This window comes from Caulobacter sp. D5, assembly GCF_003185805.1.
Classification (GTDB): domain Bacteria; phylum Pseudomonadota; class Alphaproteobacteria; order Caulobacterales; family Caulobacteraceae; genus Caulobacter.
Genome location: NZ_QHJY01000295.1, coordinates 1 through 4,750, shown reverse-complemented (window position 1 = coordinate 4,750; position 4,750 = coordinate 1). Strand labels below are relative to the sequence as shown.

Annotated in this window: 2 protein-coding genes and 1 pseudogene; 2 read left to right on the top strand and 1 reads right to left on the bottom strand. The window is 70.6% G+C overall.

Translation table 11 applies throughout. The features are described from left to right. Window positions 1-701, bottom strand: a pseudogene (locus DMC18_RS18280) (hypothetical protein); the annotation flags it as partial. A gap of 227 nt (window positions 702-928) precedes the next feature. On the opposite strand from DMC18_RS18280, the gene DMC18_RS18275 reads away from it, so the two are divergent. Together DMC18_RS18275 and DMC18_RS18270 are read left to right on the top strand one after the other, a co-directional pair. Beyond that, complete coding sequence (locus DMC18_RS18275; protein WP_110133183.1) at window positions 929-3,358, top strand: membrane-bound PQQ-dependent dehydrogenase, glucose/quinate/shikimate family; 2,430 nt, start codon at window positions 929-931, stop codon at window positions 3,356-3,358. Continuing rightward, window positions 3,355-4,602 (top strand): carbohydrate porin, encoded by a 1,248-nt coding sequence (locus tag DMC18_RS18270; RefSeq protein ID WP_110120683.1) that lies wholly within the window; start codon window positions 3,355-3,357, stop codon window positions 4,600-4,602. Before DMC18_RS18275 ends, DMC18_RS18270 begins: the two co-directional genes overlap by 4 nt. Window positions 4,603-4,750 lie beyond the last annotated feature (148 nt).

Sequence of the window (4,750 nt, the reverse complement as noted above, 5' to 3'; positions counted from 1 at the left end):
AGGGCGAAGTTGATCCCGCTGCTCAGGTCGCCCGCCCCCGTCGCCGGGGTCTTGGCCAGCAGGGCGGTCATCAGCCGGGCGTAGGCGGGATCCTTGCCCTGCTGCTGGGCGAGGTTGAAGGTCAGCTGGGCCTGGTCGAGCTGGCCCGCGCGCTGCTGGCAGAAGGCCCGCAGCCGCAGCCAGTAGCCGGCCCCGCGATCGACGCTGAGCGCATCGGCGATGGCGCACGCCCGCTCGTCGTCGCCGCGGATCAGATTGGCCTCGGCGGCGGCCATGGCCAGGGCGGCGTTCTGGTCGAGGCCCGGCGTGCGGTCCAGCACCTGCTTGGCGCCCGCCGCTTCGCCCAGGGCGACCAGGGCCAGAGCCCGCGCCCCGCCCATCGCCGGATCATCGCCCACGCCCTTGGGCGCATGGGCCCCGGTCGCCAGCACCCGGCGGGCCAGTTCGGCGAAGGCCGGCGACAGCGGCTTGGCGGCCAGGGTCGGCAGGATCTGGCGCATCAGCTCGGGCGAAGCGTCCTTCCACAGGTCGCCCGGCAGGCCCGTCTCGGCGGCCGGCGTCGAGAACAGGTCCGGCGGCGCCAGGGTGGTCACGGCCACCGCCCCCGAAGCCGGCGGCGCCTCCTGCGCCTGAGCGGAAGCGACGGCGATCACCGACAGGGCGGCGGCGAGCAGGAGCGAGGAACGCGGGGAGAAGGCCATGCGCCCACTATGGCAAGGAAGCACGGCAGGCAGAAGACGGTCCGGCGGCCGGAAGGGGGCGCGGACGTAACCTTGGTCGTCCAGAAAGGCTTGCGAGCCGCCGAATTTGGGTCCAATTGCGGAAATGTACAGCTTACGTAGCGTGAGCTTGAGCCTTGGGGGGCTCCAACGTCCGGTCGGACGGGAGTGGTCGAGCAGCGCCGATCATCCGCAGGAGATCCCGCCGAATGCCCCTCTCTCCCCCCGATAATCGCCTCGCGCCCCTGGCCAGGCTGTGGCTGCTGCTGCTCGGCGCGGTCATCCTGGCCGCCGGGCTGTTCTTCGTGGTCGGCGGCGGCAAGCTGCTGAGCCTGGGCGGCAGTCCCTACTTCCTGGTCGCGGGCCTGGCGCTGGTCGCGGCCGGCGTGCAGATCTGCCGGACCAAGGCGAGCGGCGCCCTGCTGTTCGGCGCGGTGTTCGTGCTGACCGTGCTGTGGGCGGTCTGGGAGTCGGGCTTTGCGTTCTGGCCGCTGATCTCGCGCCTGCTGGCGCTCAGCGTCGGCGCGGCCGTGGTGGCCTTCTCCTATCCGCTGATGGCGCGGGCCAGCGGCAAGTCGCCGGCCCTGGTTCCGGCCCTGGCGCTCGGCGCGGTGCTGGCCGTGGGCTCGGCCGCCGGCTTCGCCAGCATGTTCGTCGCCCATCCCACCGTGGCCTTCGCCGGCGCGGCGGGCGGCCTCGTCCCGGTCGATCCGGCCAAGGCCCAGAAGAACTGGGAGGCCTACGGCAACACCCCCGGCGCCAGCCGCTTCGTGGCCCTCGGCGAGATCACCCGCGACAACGTGAAAGACCTGAAGGTCGCCTGGACCTACCGCACCGGCGACGTGGCGGTCAGCGACGGCAACGGCGCCGAGGACCAGGACACCCCGCTGCAGGTCGGCGACACCGTCTACATCTGCACGCCGCACAACAACGTCATCGCGCTGGACGCCGACACCGGCCGCGAAAAGTGGAAGACGATCGTCGACGCCCACGCCTCGGTGTGGATGCGCTGCCGGGGCCTGGCCTATTTCGACGCCGGCGCGCCGCTGGCCCAGCCCACCGTCTCGGGCGCCACGCCGATCCTGGCCGCGACCGTGCCCGAAGGCGCGCCCTGCCGTCGCCGCATCCTGATGAACACCATCAACGCCGTGCTGATGGCCTTCGACGCCGACACCGGCAAGGCCTGCGAGGGCTTCGGAACCGGCGGCCGCGTCGACCTCAAGGCCGGCCTCGGCGACGCGCCCGACCCGCAGTACCAGCTGACCGCCGCCCCGACCCTGGCCGGCACCACCATCGTGGTCGGCGGCCGCATCGCCGAGAACGTCCAGGTCGACATGCCCGGCGGCGTGGTGCGCGGCTTCGACGTCGTCACCGGCGCCCTGCGCTGGGCCTTCGATCCGGGCGATCCGTCGGTCACCAAGGATCCTCCGGCCGGCAAGACCTACGCCCGCTCGACTCCCAACGTCTGGTCGTCGATGTCGTACGACGCCGCCTCCAACACCGTGTTCATGCCGGTGGGCAGCGCCTCGGTCGACCTCTATGGCGTCACCCGCAGCGCGCTCGACCACCGCTACGGCGCCTCGATGCTGGCGCTCGACGCCACCACGGGCCGCGAGAAGTGGGTGTTCCAGACCGTCCACAACGACCTCTGGGACTTCGACGTGCCGATGCAGCCCAGCTTCATCGACTTCCCCAAGGCCGGCGGCGGCGGCGTCCCCGCCCTCGTCTTCGGCACCAAGGCCGGCCAGCTCTATGTGCTCGACCGCGCCACCGGCAAGCCGCTGACCAAGGTCGAGAACGTGCCGGTCAAGGCCGCCAACATCCCCGGCGAGCCCTACGCCCTCACCCAGCCCAAGTCGGTGGGCATGCCGCAGATCGGATCCCAGACCCTGAAGGAAGCCGACATGTGGGGCGCCACGCCCTTCGACCAGCTGCTGTGCCGCATCGCCTTCAAGGGCATGCGCTACGAGGGGCTCTACACCGCCCCGGGCACGGACAAGTCGCTGAGCTTCCCCGGCTCGCTGGGCGGCATGAACTGGGGCGGGCTGTCGACCGACCCGACCACCAACACCATCTTCGTCAACGACATGCGTCTGGGCCTGTGGGTGGAGATGACGCCCCAGGCCGCCAAGGCCACGGCCGCCGCCGGCGGCGAGGCGGTCAACACCGGCATGGGCGCCGTCCCCCTGAAGGGCACGCCCTATTCGGTGAACAAGAACCGCTTCCTGTCGGTGCTGGGCATCCCCTGCCAGGCCCCGCCCTACGGCACGATGACCGCCATCGACATGAAGACCCAGAAGATCAAGTGGCAGGTCCCGGTCGGCACGGTGCGCGACACCGGCCCGCTGGGGATCAAGATGGGCCTGCCCATGCCGATCGGCCTGCCCACCCTGGGCGGCAGCCTGGCCACGCAAGGCGGCCTCGTCTTCTTCGCCGGGACCCAGGACTACTATCTGCGGGCCTTCAGCTCGGCGACGGGCAAGGAGGTCTGGAAGGCCCGCCTGCCGGTCGGCAGCCAGGGCGGCCCGATGAGCTACCGCTCGCCCAAGACCGGCAAGCAGTACGTCGTCATCACCGCCGGCGGCGCCCGCCAGTCGCCCGACCGCGGCGACTACGTCATCGCCTACGCCCTGAAATGAGCGGGCGTCTCGAACGGCTGAGCGCCGCCGCCGGTCTGGCGGCGGCGCTCCTCGCCTCGTCGGCGCTCGCGGACGAGCGCGCCACCATGACCGGAGACTGGGGCGGGCTCCGCACCGACCTCGCCGAAGACGGGATCGCTTTCCGCGGCGACTACGTCTCGGAGACCTTCAGCGCCATCGACGGCGGCCTGCGCCATGGCGGCGGCTACACCCAGCAGATCCGGATCGGCGCCGATTTCGACCTGGAGAAGCTGTCGGGCTGGTCGGGCGCCATCGCCCACCTGACCTTCAACGACCGGCGCGGCAAGGGCGTGTCGTCCGACGTGGTCGGCAACCGTCTGCCGATCCAGGAAGCCTATGGCGACCAGTATTCCCGGCTGACCGAGCTTTCCATCGAGCAGAAGCTGGGGCGGCTGAACCTGCGGGCCGGCTATTTCGCCATGGGCAACGACCTGGGCGGCATGGCCATCGGCTGCAACCTGGTCAACGCCGCCTTCTGCGCCCACCCGCTGTCGATGTCGGGCGACAGCGGCTGGTACAACTACCCCAACGCCCGCTGGGGCCTTGCCGTGCGCTACGCCGTGCGGCCCGATCTCTTGGTGCGCACCGGCGTCTACCAGGTGAACCCGTCGCTCAACGACAAGGCCAACGCCTACAAGCCGTTCGCCTCCGGCTCGACCGGGGTGATGCTGCCGCTGGAGGTCGAATACGATCGCGGTGCAGGCGGCGGGATGCCGGGCCACTACAAGCTCGGCGCCTATTACGACAGCTCGCGCGTCACCCGGCAGGGCGAGACCGGCAAGGTGAAGGGCCGCTACGGCGTCTACCTGCTGGCCGACCAGATGGTCTGGCGCCAGGGAAGCGGCGGCAGGGGTCTGTCGCTGTTCGGCCAGGTCACGCTCAATCCCAAGGCCTCTGCCCCGATCACCCGCTGGTACGAGGCGGGCCTCGTGCAGACCGGAACCTTCCCCGGCCGCGACGCCGACACCATCGCGCTCGGGATCGTCCACGCAGAGCTCAATCCGCGCCTGCGCCAAGCCTATGCGGACGCCTCGCCGACCCTGATCGACTACGGCGCGCTGCCGGCCGGCGAGACCGCGATCGAGCTGAGCTACGGCTGGCAGGCGGCCCGCTGGCTGATCGTGCGCCCCGACGTGCAGTACATCCTCGACCCCGGCGCCTTCAGCTATCGCGACACGCCCAACGCCCTGGCGGTGGGGGCGCAGATCAAGGCGCAGTTCTAGGGCGGGACGGCTTGGCGCGTGGATTACGCCCTCCTCCCGTCCACTCACCCGTACGCCAACTTATCGAGAGTGTTTTGCGCTCCCCATGATCCCTCTCTCTTAGAGATGTTCAGACCGGGGACATCCGTGACAGGTGTTCGGAGACATC